Source organism: Xanthomonas sp. PPL134, from assembly GCF_040595915.1.
Lineage (GTDB): Bacteria > Pseudomonadota > Gammaproteobacteria > Xanthomonadales > Xanthomonadaceae > Xanthomonas_A > Xanthomonas_A indica.
Genome location: NZ_JAMDLL010000002.1, coordinates 283460 through 300315, shown reverse-complemented (window position 1 = coordinate 300315; position 16856 = coordinate 283460). Strand labels below are relative to the sequence as shown.

Below are 16856 nucleotides of genomic sequence, written 5' to 3'. Positions count from 1 at the left end.
GAACACGCTCATGTCCAAGTTCTTCCGTCGTCGCAAGTTCTGCAAGTTCACCGCCGAGGGCGTCAAGGAGATCGACTACAAGGATCTCAACACCCTGCGCCAGTACCTCACCGAGAACGGCAAGATCGTGCCGAGCCGCGTGACCGGCACCAAGTCCAAGTACCAGCGTCAGCTGGCCACGGCGGTCAAGCGCGCGCGTTTCCTGGCGCTGATCCCGTACACGGACAACCACGACGTTTGATTCCGGGGTTTCCCGGAACGCCTGGCCCGCACCCTCCGGTGCGGGCATTCCACTGAAGTCTGGCGATTGAAGAGTGCGGTGCCGATCGGGTGCAATCCCGATTCCCGAATCCCGAATCCCGGCTTCTCCTATTCGGACAGCACCCGTTGCGGCGGCCGCGTGCCGACGCTAACGAATAACGGAGCAAGACCATGCAACTGATTCTTCTGCAGAAAGTGACCAACCTGGGCGGCCTCGGCGACAAGGTCGACGTCAAGCCGGGCTACGGCCGCAACTACCTGGTGCCGCAGGGCAAGGCCGTGCCGGCCACCGCCGCCAACATCGCCGAGTTCGAAGCCAAGCGCGCCGAGTACGAAGCCAAGGCCAAGTCGATCCACGACGACGCCGAAGCCCGCGCCGCCAAGCTGGAAGGCGCCAGCGTGACCGTCAAGGCCAACGCCTCCACCGAAGGCAAGCTGTACGGCTCGGTCGGCCCGCGCGACATCGCCGAGGCCTTCACCGCCGCCGGCATGCCGCTGGAGAAGGGCGAAGTGGTGCTGGGCGAAGGCGCGTTCCGCAACATCGGCGAGTACGAGGTGCTGGTGCGCCTGCACGCCGACGTGGAAACCACGGTCAAGGTCGTGGTCGAAGCCGACGCCTGATCGTTGCGTCATCGCTGGACCGACACGGGCACCGCAAGGTGCCCGTGTCGTTTTTGCGGAGCTGCGCCGCCGCCGGCGGGTCGTGCGGCCTGGCCGGCACGGCCGGCAGGGCACGATCGGCCTGCATGTGCGACCGCCGTCGCGTCGCTGCCACCCGGGCGCGGGCCGCCCCAGCCTCGCGCAGGGGCCGCTATACTCAGCGACTCGTGTCCGATGTCGGCCCGGCGGTGTAGCCGCATCAATGGGTTGGACGCAGGACCTCACCTGGATCTTCATTAGCGGCAGCGCAGCTCGGAATGCCGGCGGCGCCTGCCATGGATTGCCCGCACCATGCGCCTGTCGACCATCAAGCTGTCCGGCTTCAAGTCCTTCGTCGATCCGACCACGCTGCACCTGCCGACCAACATGACCGGCATCGTCGGTCCGAACGGCTGCGGCAAGTCGAACATCATCGACGCGGTGCGCTGGGTGATGGGCGAAAGTTCGGCCAGCCGGTTGCGCGGCGATTCGCTGACCGACGTGATCTTCTCCGGGTCCTCGGCGCGCAAGCCGGTGTCGCAGGCCACGGTGGAACTGATCTTCGACAACACCGATCACACCATCGCCGGCGAGTACGCCTCCTTCAACGAGATCTCGGTCAAGCGCCAGGTCAGCCGCGACGGCAGCAGCAGCTATTACCTCAACGGCACCAAGTGCCGGCGTCGCGACATCACCGACCTGTTCCTGGGCACCGGCCTGGGCCCGCGCAGCTACTCGATCATCGAGCAGGGCATGATCAGCCAGATCATCGAGGCGCGCCCGGAAGACCTGCGCGTGTACCTGGAAGAGGCCGCCGGCATCTCCAAGTACAAGGAGCGGCGCAAGGAGACCGAGACCCGCATCCGCCACACCCGCGAGAACCTGGAACGCCTGGGCGACCTGCGCGAGGAGATCGGCAAGCAGCTCGAGCACCTCAAGCGCCAGGCGCGCCAGGCCGAGCAGTACCAGGCGCTGCAGGAAGAACGGCGGATCAAGGACGCGCAGTGGAAGGCGCTGGAATACCGTGGCCTGGACGGACGCCTGCAGGGCCTGCGCGAAGCGCTGGGCCAGGAAGAGACCCGCCTGCAGCAGCTGATCGCCGAGCAGCGCGATGCCGAGGCGCGCATCGAGACCGGCCGCGTGCGCCGCGAGGAGGCCGCCGAGGCGTTGAGCACCGCGCAGGCCGAGGTCTACAAGGTCGGCAGCACCCTGGCCCGGATCGAACAGCAGATCCAGCACCAGCGCGATCTGTCGCAGCGCCTGCACAAGGCGCGCGACGAGGCGCAATTGGCGCTGGCCGAGCTCGGCCAGCATATCGGCACCGACGAGGCCAAGCTGGCGCTGTTGCGCGAATCGGTGGACGTGGCCGGCCCGCAGCTGGAGCAGTTGCAGGAAGACAACGAGTACAAGCAGGAAGCGCTGCGCGAGGCCGAGGCACGCCTGGCCGACTGGCAGCAGCGCTGGGAATCGCATCAGCGCAATACCGCCGAAGCCTCGCGCGCCGGCGAAGTGGAGCGTACCCGCGTCGATTACCTGGACCGGCAGTCGCTGGAAGCCGAGCGCCGCCGCGAGGCACTGCAGGCCGAGCGCGCCGGGCTGGACCTGGACGCGCTGTCCGAGGCGTTCGCGCAACTGGAACTGCAGCACGAGACCCAGCGCGCCGCGCTGGACGGGCTGACCGAGCAGGTCGAGGCGCGCAAGCAGGCGGTGGCGGCGCTGCAGGACCAGCAGCGCTCGGCGCAGGCCGAACTGGCCGACGTGCGCAAGCAGGCGCAGGCCGCGCGCGGCCGGCTGTCGTCGCTGGAAACCCTGCAGCAGGCCGCGCTCGGCCAGGAGCAGGGCGCGGCGGTGGCCTGGCTGCAGGCGCGCGGGCTGGACTCGGCGGCGCGCGTGGGCGAGCGGCTCAGCGTCGAGAGCGGCTGGGAGAACGCGGTCGAAGGCGCGCTCGGGCAGTTGATCGAAGGCGTGCTGGTGGAGGCGCCGGAGACCCTGGTCGACGCCCTTGGCGAACTCGGCGAAGGCCGCATTGCCCTGGTCAGCGGCGAGGAGGCGGCCGAGACTTTCGCGCCGACCTCGCTCGCGGCCAAGGTGCAAGGCCCGATCGCGATCCGCCGGCTGCTGGCGCGGCTGCACGCGGCCGAGGACCTGGCTGCCGCGCGCGCGCTGCTGCCGCAGCTGGGCGAGGGCGATTCCATCGTCACCCGCGACGGCGCGCGCCTGGGCCAGGGCTGGTTGCGGGTGTCGCGCTCCGGCGCGGCCAAGCAGGGCGCGCTGCTGCGCGAGCGCGAGATCCAGAGCCTGCGCGGCCAGATCGAGACGCTGCAGGAGCGCGAGGCCGACCTCGAGCAGCGCCTGGGCGAACTGCGCGCGCAGTTGCTGGCCGGCGAGCAGCAGCGCGAGGACGCGCAGCGCCAGCTGTACCAGGCGCACCGCAGCGTGTCCGAACTGGCCGGGCAGTTGCAGAGCCAGCAGGGCAAGGTCGACGCCGCGCGCACCCGTATCGAGCGCATCGAACTGGAAGTCGCGCAACTGCTGGAAACCCTCGACAGCAGCCGTGAGCAGGCGCGCGAGGCGCGCTCCAAGCTGGAGGACGCGGTCACCAGCATGGGCGACCTGGAATCGGTGCGGCATGCGCTGGAAAGCGAGCGCCGCCAGCTCACCGAAGCACGCGACCTGGCCCGCGATGCCGCGCGGCGGGTGCGCGAGGCCTCGCACGCGCTGGCCCTGACCCTGGAATCGCAGCGCACCCAGATCGCCTCGCTGAGCCAGGCGCTGGAGCGCATGGGCAACCAGCGCGGGCAGCTGGACGCGCGCCTGGGCGAGCTCAGCGCGCAGTTGAACGAGGGCGACTCGCCGGTGCTGGCGCTGGAGGCCGAGCACCAGGCCGCGCTGAGCGAGCGCGTGCGCACCGACCGCGCGCTTGGCGAGGCGCGCGCGCTGCTGGACGGCATCGACAACGAACTGCGCGCGCTGGAGCAGACCCGCCAGCAGCGCGACGAACAGGCGCTGGCGCAGCGCGAGCGCATCGCCCAGCGCCGGCTCGACCAGCAGGCGCTGGTGCTCAGCGCCGAGCAGCTGTCGGCCGCTGTGGTCAAGGCCGGCTTCGTGCTCGAGGACGTGATTAACGGCCTGCCCGAACACGCCGACCCGGCCGAGTGGGAGCAGGCGGTGCAGCAGATCGATGCGCGCATGCGTCGACTGGAGCCGGTCAACCTGGCTGCGATCAGCGAGTACGGCGAGGCCGCGCAGCGCGCCGAGTACCTGGAAGCGCAGGACGTCGACCTGAACACCGCGCTGGAGACCCTGGAAGACGCCATCCGCAAGATCGACCGCGAGACCCGCGGCCGCTTCAAGGACACCTTCGACCGGGTCAATTCCGGCGTGCAGGCGCTGTATCCGCGCCTGTTCGGCGGCGGCCACGCCTACCTGGAGCTGACCGGCGAGGACCTGCTGGACACCGGCGTGGCGATCATGGCACGGCCGCCGGGCAAGCGCGTGTCCAGCATCTCGCTGCTGTCCGGCGGCGAGAAGGCGATGACCGCGGTGGCGCTGGTGTTCGCGATCTTCCAGCTCAACCCGGCGCCGTTCTGCCTGCTCGACGAGGTCGACGCGCCGCTGGACGAAGCCAACGTCGGCCGCCTGGCGGCGATGGTCAAGGAAATGAGCGAGAAAGTGCAGTTCCTGTTCGTCAGCCACAACAAGGCGACGATGGAGGCGGCGCATCAGCTCAGCGGTGTCACCATGCGCGAACCCGGCGTCAGCCGCCTGGTCAGCGTGGACCTCGAGGAGGCCGCGCGTTTGGCGGGCGCGGCCTGACGTGACATGCTAAAGGACGCGATGCGCGTGGAGGCGTTGGTCCCGGACCGCAGGCCTCGTGCGCACCTAGCAGTTGTTTTCCCCCTGTGTACCCTTGCCGGAGTAACCCCTGAATGTCCGACATGGCAATGCTACGCATCGGCATCCTCGCCGCCGGCTTGCTGTTGATTGCGGCGATCTTCCTGTTCGGCCGCCCGAAGAAACCGAGCCAGGGCCGGCGCGTGGAGCCGGCCGATCCGGCCGCGCGGCGCCGCGAGCCCTCGCTGGGCGATGCCCCGGCCACCGGCGATGACGCGCTGGCCGCACCGGGTGCGGACGGCGAGGCGCGCGAACCCGAACTGGGCCTGCCCGCGGCGGAAGCGCCGGGCGCCGAACTCGGCAAGCGGCCGAGCCAGGATTTCGACAAGATCGTCTCGCTGTACGTCGCCGCCCGCGCGGGCCAGGTGCTGCGCGGCGAGGACATCGTGGTGGCCGCGGAGAAGACCGGCCTGACCTTCGGCCACATGAACGTGTTCCACCGCCTGGTGGAAGGCCATCCCGAGCGCGGTCCGATCTTCAGCATGGCCAGCATCATGAAGCCGGGCAGCTTCGACATGGCCCACATCCGCGAGATGGAGACCCCGGCGATCGCCTTCTTCCTGACCCTGCCGGCGCCGCTGACCGCGCTCGACGCCTGGGAGAAGATGCTGCCGACCGTGCAGCGCATGGGCGAACTGCTCGACGGCGTGGTCCTGGACGACAGCCGCAACGCCCTGGGCCGCCAGCGCATCGCCCACATCCGCGACGACCTGCGCGCCTATGATCGCCAGCACCAGGCGCCGCCGTTGACGAAGGCGCCGCGCTGGTAGCTTGGGGCTGGGAATAGGGAAACGGGAATGGGGAATCGTAAAAGCGATTCCTGGTGCTGATTGCCTGTCCCTTCTCCCACCGAGAGAAGGCGCCCCCGAAGGGGGCGGATGAGGGTACGGCCGCCGAACGCCAGAACCCCTGGCTTTGACTCTTGCGAACCCTTATCCCCCAACTCTCCAAGCCTGGCGCACTGACGCCAGACTAGTGAACCGTGAACCTGTAATGGGAAGGCCAGGGCAAGACCATCCACGCCTCAGGCGCAAGGCAACCCGCTTTTACGATTCCCGATTCTTCATTCCCGATTCCCGGCCCCAAGCTACTTGCGCGCCTTCACAAACGCCTCCCGGAACCGCAGCATCTCCGCTTCGCTGCCGACGGTGACGCGGACCAGCTTCGGCCAGATCGGCCAGCTGCGGCCGACGATCACGCCTTGCTTGGCCATCGCCGCGGCGAAGGCGGCGCCGTCGCGTTTGACGTCGACCATGAAGCAGTTGGCCTGCGACGGCAGGCACTTGTAGCCCTTGCTCTGCAGCCAGGCGATGGTGGCGTCGCGGATGCGCGCGTTCTCGGCGCGGCGGGTCGGCACCAGTTGCAGGTCCTGCAGGCTGGCGATGCCGGCGGCGAGGGCGGGCACCGAGACCGGATTCTGGCCGAACGCGGCCAGCTTGGTCTGCAGCCCCGGCGCCGCCACCGCCAGGCCCAGGCGCAGACCGGCCATGCCGTACAGCTTGGAGAAGGTGCGCAGCACCAGCAGGTCCTGGCGCTGGCCGATCAGGTCGATCACCGACGGCTCTTCGCTGTAGTGCAGATAGGCCTCGTCGACCAGCAGCACGCTGGAGGCGGGCTTGTTGGCCAGCAGCCACTCGATGTCGGCGCGCTTGGTGATCGAGCCGGTCGGGTTGTTCGGATTGCACAGGCAGATCAGGCCGGCGTTCGGGTCGGCGCTGGCCATGGCCTTGACGTCGTGCGCCCCGTCGGCGCGCAGCGGGACGCGCCGCACTGGCGCGCCATGCGCGGCGGCGACATCGGCGACGGCCTCGAAGGTCGGGTCGGCTACCACCACGCCGGCGCGCGGCGAGGTGAAGGCGCGCGCGGCGCGCGCCAGCGGCTCGCTGGACCCGGGATAGACCGCGACGTGGTCGGCCGGCAGGCGCTGCTGGCCGACGAAGGCGGCGATCAGTTCGTCGGAGAGGTCGAACAGATAGCGGCCGCTGCGCGGCAGGATCGCCTGCGCCGCCGCCAGCGCTGCGGGCGCAGGACCCAGCGGGCACTCGTTGAAGTTCAGGTACACCGTGCCGGCCGCCGGCGCCACGCCGGGAGTCGTGATCGCGGCGGCGGCCGCCTTGCGCCGCGCCGCCTCCGCGACAGGCGCCAGGCCGACGGCGCCGAGCGCCAGACCGGAGGTGGCCAGGGACAGGAAGGAACGGCGCGAGACCGGTAGCGACACAGGGCTCTCCAGAGCGGGCGGGGGAGGTCACGTTAACGGGGTGTTAATGGTGGGGCAAGGGTGGTGTGGGGCGGGGATTGGGGATTTGGGATTGGCTTAAAAGCCGGGAATCGGGAATCGGGAATGGGGATTGGCAAAAGCCGGAGTGCTGACGTCGATGGCGCCGCGCGCTCCGCACCCTCGCCCCAACCCCTCTCCCGGTGGGAGAGGGGCTTCGGCGTTTCCCTTCTCCCCCCGGGAGAAGGTGCCCCGCAGGGGCGGATGAGGGTCCGGGCGAAGCCTCGCATTGCCAGATCCGCGAGAGCATTGCGCGCCCATACCCTCACCCCAACCCCTCTCCTGGTGGGAGAGGGGCTTCGGCGTTTCCCTTCTCCCTCGAGAGAAGGTGCCCCGCAGGGGCGGATGAGGGTACGACCGCCGCCGCCGTAAGAGGCCCGAGCGTTGGCATTTGCGAATCCCCAATCTCCAATCCCCAATCTCGGCCCTTAAGCCAATCCCGAATCCAAATCCCGACTCCCCCATCCCTGCCTTCCAGCTACTATCACCCCCCTCTCCGTTACCGCACTACCGCTGCGCATGACCGCGAATTCCGATCCCCAGCAGCGTGCCGCCGAGTTGCGCCAGCGCATCGACGACGCCAACCACCGCTACTACGTGCTCGACGACAACACGATTCCTGACGCCGAGTACGACGCGCTGATGCGCGAGCTGGAGGCGCTGGAGGCCGCGCACCCGGAACTGGCCAGCGCGGATTCGCCGACGCGCAAGGTTGGCGCGCGGCCGGACGGCGGCTTCCCGGAAGTGCGCCACGCGATCCCGATGCTGTCGCTCGCCAACGCCTTCGAAACCCCGGGCGTGGACGAGGACGCCGACGATCGCACGCGCTTCGCCGAAGTCGCCGATTTCGAGCGCCGCATCGAGCGCGAACTGGATCTGGCCGCGCCCGTGTTCTCGGTCGAGCCGAAGCTCGACGGCCTGGCGATCAGCCTGCGCTACGAGGACGGCGTGTTCGTGCAGGGCGCTACCCGCGGCGACGGCAGCACCGGCGAGGACGTCACCGCCAACCTGCGCCAAGTCCGCTCGGTGCCGCTGAAGCTGCGCGACCTCGGCACGCCGCCGCCGGCGGTGCTGGAGGTGCGTGGCGAGATCTACATGCCGCGCGCCGCCTTCGCCGCGTGGAACGCGCAGGCGCTGGAGCGCAACGAGAAGCTGCTGGCCAACCCGCGCAACGGCGCCGCGGGGTCGCTGCGCCAGCTCGATCCGGCGGTGACCCGGCGCCGGCCGCTGGCGTTCTTCGCCTATTCGGTGGGCGAGGTGCGCGGCCTGGAACTGCCGGAAACCCATTCGCAGACGCTGCAACTGCTGCGCGACTACGGTTTCCCGGTGGCGCCGGAGGCCGACACCGCCACTGGTTTCGACGGCCTGATCGCCTATTTCCGCCGCATCGGCGCCGCCCGCGACCGCCTGCCGTACGACATCGACGGCGTGGTCTACAAGCTCGACGACTACGACCAGCAACAGGCCATGGGCTTCGTCTCGCGCGCGCCGCGCTGGGCGCTCGCGCACAAGTTCCCGGCGCAGGAACAGTCCACCGTGCTGCGCGCGATCGAGGTGCAGATCGGCCGCACCGGCGCGGTCACCCCAGTGGCGCGGCTGGAGCCGGTGCAGGTCGCCGGCGTCACCGTCACCAACGCCACCTTGCACAACGCCGACCAGATCGCGCGGCTGGACGCGCGCGAGGGCGACACGGTGATCGTGCGCCGCGCCGGCGACGTGATCCCGGAGGTGGTACGGGTGATCGAGGAACGGCGTCCGCCCGGCACCGTGCCGTGGACGATGCCGGCGACGTGCCCGGTGTGCGGCTCGGAGCTGGTCAAGGAAGAGGACGCGGTGGCCTGGCGCTGCAGCGGCGGCCTGGCCTGCGCCGCGCAGCGCAAGGAGGCCTTGCGCCACTTCGCCTCGCGCCGCGCGCTGGACATCGAAGGCCTGGGCGAGCGCCAGGCCGACGCCCTGGTCGAGTTCGGCTTCGTGCAGTCGCTGGCCGACTTGTACGCGTTGAGCGTGGAGGACCTGGTGATGATGAAGGCGGCGCTCGACGCTGCCACGGCTGCCGACCTGCTGCAGGCGGTGGAGGACAGCAAGGGCGCACTGGCGCTGGACGCGGCCGGCCGCGCCGCGTTGGACGACGAGGCCACTCAGTGGCGGCGCGCCGATTTCCTGCGCGCGCACCTGGCGGTGGACCTGGGCGGCAGGCTGGCGACCAAGTGGGCCGAGAACCTGGTCGCCGGCATCGACGCCAGCCGCGCCACCACGCTGCCGCGCTTCCTGTTCGCGCTGGGTATCCCGCACCTGGGCGAAACCACGGCCAAGGCGCTGGCCTACTGGCTGGGCTCGCTGGCGTTCGTGCGCAGCACCCCGGCAGTGCTGTTGCAGGCCTTGCCGGACATCGGCGGCGAGGTGGCGCGCTCGATCGCGACGTTCTTCGAGCAGCCCGGCAATGCGGAAGTGGTCGATGCGCTGATCGCCGCCGGCATTCGCTTCTCCGACGAGGGCGCGCCGCCGGCGGAATTGCGCGAGCGGCTGGACCTGGCGCATCTGCTCGGCACGCTGCCGGTGGACAAGCTCGGCGGCAAGAGCGCGCAGCGCCTGGCCGCCACCTACGGCACCCTGGACGCGCTGCTGCGCGCCAACGAAAGCGGCTGGACCGGGGCCGGCCTGTCCACCGCCGGTGCCGCCAACCTGGCCGCGTACCTGGCCGATCCGGCGCAGACGCAGGCCTTGCTGGAGGCCGAGGCGGCGATGCGACGCCTGCTCGATGCCGCGCCGGCGCAGACGCAGCGCCGCGCCGGTCCGCTGGACGGGCAGACCGTGGTCCTGACCGGCACGCTGACCGCGCTGACCCGCGACGAGGCCAAGGCGCAACTGGAGGCGCTGGGCGCCAAGGTGGCCGGCAGCGTGTCGAAGAAGACGGCGTTCGTGGTTGCCGGCGAAGCCGCCGGCTCCAAGCTCGACAAGGCGCAGGAACTGGGCGTGGCGGTGTGGGACGAGGCGCAGTTGCTGGCGTTCCTGCAGTCGCCGGGGCAGGGCGCATGAGCGCGCCTGGCATGGTGCAGGAAGAACTGCGCTGGCGCACCGCCGGCACGGCCGACCAGCCGGCCCTGCTGGCGATGCTGCAGGCGTTCTACGCCGAAGACGGCATCGCCTTCGATGCCGAGCGGGTGACGCGCGGCCTGCAGGCGCTGCTGGCGCAGCCGGCACTGGGCGAGGCGCTGTTGTGGCTGGCGCCGGACGGTGCGGTGGTCGGCTATGCGCTGATCACCGCCTGCTTCAGCGTCGAACTGGGTGGGCGCTATCTGCTGCTCGACGAGTTGTACCTGGGCCCGGCCGCGCGCGGCCGCGGCTGGGGCCGGCGCGCGGTGGCGCTGGTCGAGGCGCGCGCCCGCGCGCTGGGCGTGGATGTGCTGCGGATGGAGGTCAACCACCACAACACCGCAGCCAAGCGTCTGTACCTGGGACTGGGCTACCGCGACGACGCGCGCGACCAACTGAGCCGCCGGCTCGACATGGCGCCCTGATGGACCTGCTGTCCACCCTGCAGTTGCGCGCCCGGCTCAATGCCGCCATCCGCGCCTTCTTCGCTGCGCGCGGCGTGCTGGAAGTGGAGACGCCGATGCTGTCGGCGGCCGGCAATACCGAGCCGAACATCGACAGCTTCCAGACCCGCTTCAGCGGCCACGTCGATGCCGGCCCGGCATTGCGCTGGCTGCGCACCTCGCCCGAGTACCCGCTGAAGCGGCTGCTCGCTGCCGGCATCGGCGACTGCTACGAACTCGGACGGGTGTTCCGCAACGGCGAGGCCGGCGGCCGCCACAATCCCGAGTTCACCATGCTCGAGTGGTACCGGATCGGCTGGGATCACCGGCAGTTGATCGAGGAGACCGTGGAGCTGGTGCGCACCGCGCTGGCCCTGGTCGGGCGCAGCGCCACGCTGCAGGTGCTCAGCTACCGCGCGCTGTTCCTGCAGGGGCTGGAGCTGGATCCGTTTGCCGCGCCACTGGAGGCGCTGCAGCAGCCGTTGCGCGATATCCGCATCGACGCCGAGGGCCTGGGCCGCGACGACTGGCTGGACCTGCTGATGACCCATCGCCTGCAGCCCGCGTTCCCCGCCGACCGCCTTACCGTGGTCCATGACTGGCCGGCCAGCCAGTGCGCGCTGGCGCGGGTCCGCGCTGGCGAGCCGCCGGTGGCCGAGCGCTTCGAGCTGTACCTGGGCGGTTACGAACTGGCCAATGGCTATCACGAGCTCAACGATGCCGCCGAGCAGCGCCGGCGTTTCCTGCGCGACCATGCGCTGCGCCAGGCGCGCGGCGCGGTGCTGCCGCCGCTGGACGAACGCCTGCTGCAGGCGCTGCCGTCGCTGCCCGATTGCGCCGGTGTGGCGGTGGGCGTGGACCGGCTGCTGATGGCGATGCGCGGCACCGCGCAGATCGGCGATGTGCTCGCCTACGATTTCGCGCATGCCTGAACCGGCCGTCACGCGCTGTCGCGGCGCGTTGTTGCGTTGTCCACACCGATGATGGTTTGATCGGGCACGGCATGCGCACGCCGCGCGCCAGCAGGTCTTCGTTGTTCAGGTTCTAGGCATAGGGGCAGAGCCAAGCATGAAGTGGGCGTACGGGCTCGGTGGCTGGTGTTGGCTGGGATTGGCGGCAAGCGTGTGGCCGATGCCGTCGCCGGCGCAGAACGCCGATGCGTACGACGCGGCGGTGGTGCGCTGCGAATCGCGCGACATGACCTGGGTGCACTGCCCGATGCCGACCGCGCAGGGCGTGCAACTGGTGCGGCAACTGTCCGACAACGACTGCATCCGCGGCAGCGAGTGGGGCTCGGACGCCACCGGCGTGTGGGTGACCCTGGGCTGTCGCGCCGAATTCCGCCCCAATCCGGGGGAGGCGCCGCGCAGCGCCATGCGCCGCGTGCTGCGCTGCGAGTCCGATGGTCGCCTGGAGAGTTGCCCGGTGATGCTGCGCGGCGCGCCGGTGCGGCTGATGCGCCAGCTTTCGTCGGTGCCGTGCCGCGAGGAGCGCAGCTGGGGCGTGCGCCGCAACGAGATCTGGGTTGCGCGCGGCTGCCGCGGCGAGTTCGAGATCGGTGCCGCCGACGGATCCGGATTCCCCGCCGGTCCGCGGCCGGTGCTGTGCGAATCCAAGGGCAAGGCCCGGCGCCGCTGCGGGGTCAGTGTGCAGGACCATGTCGAGCTGCGCCGGCAGCTGTCCGGCGCCGCCTGCGTGCAGGACGACAGCTGGGGCTGGGACCGCGACGGCATCTGGGTCGACAAGGGCTGCCGCGCCGAGTTCAGCGTCAACTGAGCGCAGTGCCGCGGCGCCGCGCCGTCCTCAATCCGCAATCGCCGGCGTTTACAATGGAGCGATGAACGCCGCCCTCGATATCGATTACGCCCGCTACGACCATATCCGCCCGATCCTGTGGACCGGCGACGCACTGGAACTGCTGGACCAGCGCAAGCTGCCGTTCGCGGTGGAGCATGTGCGCTGCAGCGACAGCGACCAGGTCGCCGCGGCGATCCATGCCCTGGCCGTGCGCGGCGCGCCGGCGATCGGCATCGCCGCCGGCTGGGGCACGGTGCTGGCCGCGCGCGAGGTGCAGGCCGACAACGGTGCCGAGGCGCTGCTGAAGCTGGAGCCGGCCCTGCAGCGGCTCAATGCCGCGCGGCCGACCGCGGTCAACCTGGCCTGGGCGCTGGCGCGCATGCGCACGGCGCTGGGCGCGGCCGGCAGCGACTGGCGCTCGGTGCTGGAGCGCGAGGCGCAGGCGATCGCCGAAGAGGATCTGGCCGCCAACCGGCACATGGGCGCGCTCGGCGCCGGCCTGATCGCCGCCGGCAGCGGCGTGCTCACCCACTGCAACACCGGCTCGCTGGCCACCGCCGGTTTCGGCACCGCGCTGGGCGTGATCCGCGCCGGCGTCGCGCAGCAGCGCATCGCCAAGGTGTTCGCCGGCGAGACCCGGCCCTGGCTGCAGGGCGCGCGGCTGACCGTGTGGGAACTGCAGCAGGACGGCATCGACGCGACGCTGATCGCCGACTCGGCGGCCTCGCACCTGATGAAGACCGGGGCGGTGCAGTGGGTGATCGTCGGCGCCGACCGCATCTGCGCCAACGGCGACACCGCCAACAAGATCGGCACCTACCAGCTGGCGATCGCCGCGCGCCACCATGGGGTCAGGTTCATGGTGGTGGCGCCGTCGTCCACCGTGGACATGGACACCGCCGACGGTGCGCAGATCGAGATCGAGCAGCGCGATCCGGGCGAACTGTTCGGCGTCGGCGGCACGCGCACCGTGGCCGACGGCATCGCCGCCTGGAACCCGGTGTTCGACGTGACCCCGGCGACGCTGATCGATGCCATCGTCACCGAGCGCGGGGTGATCGAGCAGCCGGACCTGGCGCGCATGCGCGCCGCCTTCGGCGGCTGAGCGCCAGGGCGGCGCCACAGCGCCCGGCAAACCCGGCCGACGGCGCGCAAGTGCTTGTTCGCGCCGGCAAAAACCGGGCAATCGGGCGCCCGTCATGATAGAATCCGGCGGTTCGATCGACCGCCGTGCGCCCTAGGCGTGCGGCCGCGGCGGGCCCGCCTGTCGTGGGCCGGCGTCGTGGTCGATCCGCCACCAGACTTACGGAACCCGAATGGCAGAATCCGCCAAGGAAATCATCCAGGTCAACCTGGAAGACGAGATGCGCAAGAGCTACCTCGATTACGCCATGAGCGTGATCGTGGGGCGTGCCCTCCCGGATGCGCGCGACGGCCTCAAGCCGGTGCATCGCCGCGTGTTGTTCGCGATGAACGAGTTGGGCGCGCACAGCAACAAGCCCTACTACAAGTCGGCGCGTATCGTCGGCGACGTCATCGGTAAGTACCACCCGCACGGCGACCAGTCGGTGTACGACACCCTGGTGCGCATGGCGCAGCCGTTCTCGCTGCGCTACATGATGGTGGACGGGCAGGGTAACTTCGGCTCGGTCGACGGCGATTCCGCGGCGGCGATGCGTTACACCGAGGCGCGCATGTCGCGGCTCGCGCACGAGATGATGGCCGACATCGACAAGGAAACCGTCGATTTCCAGCCCAACTACGACGAGAAGGAACAGGAACCGTCGGTGATGCCGACGCGCTTCCCGAGCCTGCTGGTCAACGGCTCGGCCGGCATCGCGGTGGGCATGGCCACCAACATCCCGCCGCACAACCTGACCGAGTCGATCAATGCCTGCCTGGCGCTGATCGACAACCCGCAGATCGATGTCGACGGGCTGATGGAACACATCCCGGGCCCGGATTTCCCGACCGCGGGCATCGTCAACGGCACCACCGGCATCGTCGCCGGCTACCGCACCGGCCGCGGCCGCGTGCGCATGCGCGCCAAGGCCGAGATCGAGATCCAGGACAACGGCCGCGAAGCGATCGTGGTCACCGAGATCCCGTACCAGGTCAACAAGGCGCGGCTGATCGAGAAGATCGCCGAGCTGGTCAAGGAAAAGAAGCTCGAGGGCATCAGCGAGCTGCGCGACGAGTCCGACAAGGACGGCATGCGCATCTACATCGAGGTCAAGCGCGGCGAAGCCGCCGACGTGGTGCTGAACAACCTGTACCAGCAGACCCAGATGGAGTCGGTGTTCGGCATCAACATGGTGGCGCTGGTCGACGGCCGCCCGCAGCTGCTGAACCTCAAGCAGATGCTGGAGGCGTTCGTTCGCCACCGCCGCGAAGTGGTGACCCGCCGCACCATCTTCGAACTGCGCAAGGCGCGCGCGCGTGCGCACATCCTGGAAGGCCTGACCGTCGCGCTCGCCAACATCGACGAGATGATCGAGCTGATCAAGACCTCGGCGAACCCGAACGAGGCGCGCGAGCGCATGCTGGCCAAGACCTGGCAGCCGGGCCTGGTCGGCGCGCTGCTCAGTGCAGCCGGCGCCGAGGCCTCGCGCCCGGAAGACCTGCCAAGCGGCGTCGGCCTGGTCGGCGGCGGCTACCAGCTGACCGAAGTGCAGGCCACGCAGATCCTGGAAATGCGCCTGCACCGCCTGACCGGCCTGGAGCAGGAGCGCCTGACCGAGGAATACAAGCAGCTGCTGGAAGCGATCGCCGGGCTGATCCGCATCCTGGAAAACCCGGACGTGCTGCTGCAGGTGATCCGCGAAGAGCTGGTCAACATCCGCGAGGAATACGGCGATGCGCGCCGCACCGAAATCCGCCACAGCGAAGAGGATCTGGACATCCTCGACCTGATCGCGCCGGAAGACGTGGTGGTGACCCTGTCGCATGCCGGCTACGCCAAGCGCCAGCCGGTCAGCGCCTACCGCGCGCAGCGCCGCGGCGGCCGCGGCCGCAGCGCGGCGGCGACCAAGGAAGAGGATTTCATCGACCAGCTGTGGCTGGTCAACACCCACGACACGCTGCTGACCTTCACCAGCAGCGGCAAGGTGTTCTGGTTGCCGGTACATCAGTTGCCCGAGGCCGGACCGAATGCGCGCGGCCGCCCGATCGTCAACTGGATTCCGCTGGAGAACGGCGAGCGCGTGCAGGCGGTGCTGCCGGTACGTGAGTACGCCGAAGGCCGCTACGTGTTCTTCGCCACCCGCAACGGCATGGTCAAGAAGACCCCGCTGAGCGAGTTCGCGTTCCAGCGCAAGATCGGCAAGATCGCGATCAACCTGGACGAGGGCGACGCGCTGGTCGGCGTGGCGCTCACCGACGGCGAGCGCGACGTGCTGCTGTTCGCCTCCAACGGCAAGACCGTGCGCTTCTCCGAGCGGCCCAAGGACGACGAGGCCGATGATGCGGTCATCGACGACACCGGTGCCGACGAAAGCGCCGCGGCCGACGACGAGGTGGCGGGCGAGGAGGGCGACGAGGCCCGCGGCGCGCGGCGCAAGAGCCGCGGCGGAGTCAAGCCGACCGGGCGCAGCAGCCGCGGCGTGCGCGGCATCCGCCTGGCCAAGAGCGAGTACGTGGTCAGCCTGATCGTGGCCGAGCCGGCCGTGGGCCAGGACGAGGACGCCGACGATGTCGACGCCGCCGCCGACACCGAGGTCGAGGCCGAGGCGCGCAACGGCGACGAGGCCGATGCCTACATCCTCACCGCGACCGAGAACGGCTACGGCAAGCGCACCCCGCTGGGCGAGTATCCGCGCAAGGGGCGCGGTACCCAGGGCGTGATCGGCATCCAGACCAGCGAGCGCAACGGCAAGCTGGTCGGTGCGGTGCTGTTGAGCACGCGCGACGAAGTGCTGCTGATCTCCGACGGCGGCACCCTGGTGCGCACCCGCGCCTCGGAAATCTCCCGCGTCGGCCGCAACACCCAGGGCGTGACCCTGATCCGCCTGTCCAAGGGCGAGAAGCTGCAGGCGGTGGAACGCCTGGATGGCTCGCTGGTCGAGGAGGACGCGCTGCCGGGCGAGGATGGCGTCGCCGAATCCGCTGGCGAGGCGGCACCGCCGCAGGAGTGATCCGCGCCTGAGCGAACGACGACGCCGGCCTCGTGCCGGCGTCGTCGTTTTCGGGGATGGCGCGTGACGCGGCGGGCGTGTCCGCGTGCGGCGCACGCGTGCCGTGCCAAGGCGGTTCCATGCGTCCGGATGACGATGTCGGATCGCCGCTGGGGGCGATACACAAGCGGCGTGACGCCCAGGTCGGCGCCGGGTCACGAGGACCGCAACGTTGCGTGTCAGCGTGTGTCATCGAGAAACGCATCACGTTCACTTGCTGCTTGGGATAAGGATGCGCGGCGCGCGTGCGCCGCTGCCACGTCGGATGTTCCGCGTGGCCGT

Annotated in this window: 11 protein-coding genes; 10 read left to right on the top strand and 1 reads right to left on the bottom strand. The window is 70.1% G+C overall.

Annotated elements, in window-relative coordinates:
* The first annotated feature begins 10 nt into the window (after positions 1–10).
* The 4 genes from rpsR to zipA all read left to right on the top strand — a co-directional run bounded on the left by rpsR (position 11) and on the right by zipA (position 5564).
* The gene (gene rpsR / locus M3U25_RS06890; RefSeq protein WP_002804494.1) at positions 11–241 is read left to right on the top strand and encodes a 30S ribosomal protein S18; all 231 of its coding nucleotides are present in this window, start codon (positions 11–13) and stop codon (positions 239–241) included.
* A gap of 191 nt (positions 242–432) precedes the next feature.
* Positions 433–882 (top strand): 50S ribosomal protein L9, encoded by a 450-nt coding sequence (gene rplI, locus M3U25_RS06885; protein WP_010342531.1) that lies wholly within the window; start codon positions 433–435, stop codon positions 880–882.
* A gap of 330 nt (positions 883–1212) precedes the next feature.
* Positions 1213–4716 (top strand): chromosome segregation protein SMC, encoded by a 3504-nt coding sequence (gene smc, locus M3U25_RS06880; RefSeq protein ID WP_355497038.1) that lies wholly within the window; start codon positions 1213–1215, stop codon positions 4714–4716.
* A 113-nt stretch (positions 4717–4829) separates the two neighbouring features.
* Positions 4830–5564, top strand: coding sequence for a cell division protein ZipA (gene zipA / locus M3U25_RS06875; protein ID WP_355497041.1), 735 nt, complete (start codon positions 4830–4832; stop codon positions 5562–5564).
* 317 nt (positions 5565–5881) lie between these two features.
* Here the strand turns inward: zipA and M3U25_RS06870 are convergent, their stop codons facing one another.
* Complete coding sequence (locus tag M3U25_RS06870; RefSeq protein ID WP_355497044.1) at positions 5882–7012, bottom strand: pyridoxal phosphate-dependent aminotransferase; 1131 nt, start codon at positions 7010–7012, stop codon at positions 5882–5884.
* A gap of 576 nt (positions 7013–7588) precedes the next feature.
* Here M3U25_RS06870 and ligA point away from each other — a divergent pair.
* The 6 genes from ligA to gyrA all read left to right on the top strand — a co-directional run bounded on the left by ligA (position 7589) and on the right by gyrA (position 16535).
* Entirely contained in the window at positions 7589–10105 is a 2517-nt protein-coding gene (ligA, locus tag M3U25_RS06865; protein WP_355497047.1) for an NAD-dependent DNA ligase LigA, read from the top strand.
* Entirely contained in the window at positions 10102–10587 is a 486-nt protein-coding gene (locus M3U25_RS06860; RefSeq protein WP_355497050.1) for a GNAT family N-acetyltransferase, read from the top strand. Before ligA ends, M3U25_RS06860 begins: the two co-directional genes overlap by 4 nt.
* The gene (gene epmA, locus M3U25_RS06855; protein WP_355497053.1) at positions 10587–11537 is read left to right on the top strand and encodes an EF-P lysine aminoacylase EpmA; all 951 of its coding nucleotides are present in this window, start codon (positions 10587–10589) and stop codon (positions 11535–11537) included. The genes M3U25_RS06860 and epmA overlap by 1 nt, the downstream gene beginning before the upstream one ends.
* Before the next feature lie 199 nt (positions 11538–11736).
* Positions 11737–12381 (top strand): DUF3011 domain-containing protein, encoded by a 645-nt coding sequence (locus M3U25_RS06850; RefSeq protein ID WP_355497729.1) that lies wholly within the window; start codon positions 11737–11739, stop codon positions 12379–12381.
* Between the two features lie 61 nt (positions 12382–12442).
* Positions 12443–13507, top strand: coding sequence for an S-methyl-5-thioribose-1-phosphate isomerase (gene mtnA, locus M3U25_RS06845; protein ID WP_160947866.1), 1065 nt, complete (start codon positions 12443–12445; stop codon positions 13505–13507).
* A gap of 211 nt (positions 13508–13718) precedes the next feature.
* A complete protein-coding gene (gene gyrA / locus M3U25_RS06840) occupies positions 13719–16535 on the top strand; it encodes a DNA gyrase subunit A (RefSeq protein ID WP_355497057.1) in 2817 nt (938 codons plus the stop codon).
* Positions 16536–16856: the final 321 nt, after the last annotated feature.